The sequence below is a fragment of the Thermoplasmata archaeon genome, from assembly GCA_038851035.1.
Classification (GTDB): domain Archaea; phylum Thermoplasmatota; class DTKX01; order VGTL01; family VGTL01; genus JAWCLH01.
On record JAWCLH010000021.1, the window covers coordinates 50,070 to 50,348 of the forward strand.

A 279-nucleotide genomic window follows, 5' to 3' on the forward strand; every position below is an offset into this window, starting at 1 on the left:
GCCTCCTCGCCAGCCTTCCTGCGCCTCCTCGAGACCGCCACAAAGACAGCGGCAAGAACGACCAGCAGGATAATGAGGCTGAGCGCTAATCCAGCCCCCGCCACCCAGCCCGTTTCCTGAACCGTCACCTTCTCGGCCTTCAGGACATCGATGCTCACCTCGGCTAGAGCCTTCTCCGTACCATCAGAGACCTCGAGCGATATTGTGTGCCTGCCCGGCTTCAGCTTGACCTTTATGCTCTTCCCCTCTCCAAGCGGCTCGCCGTTGTCGAACCAGCTA

The 279-nt window shown here is 60.6% G+C and carries 1 protein-coding gene; it reads right to left on the reverse strand.

Translation table 11 applies throughout. The features are described from left to right. The coding region (locus QW379_07625) for a hypothetical protein (protein ID MEM2870269.1) at positions 1-279 on the reverse strand (279 nt) is incomplete at both ends.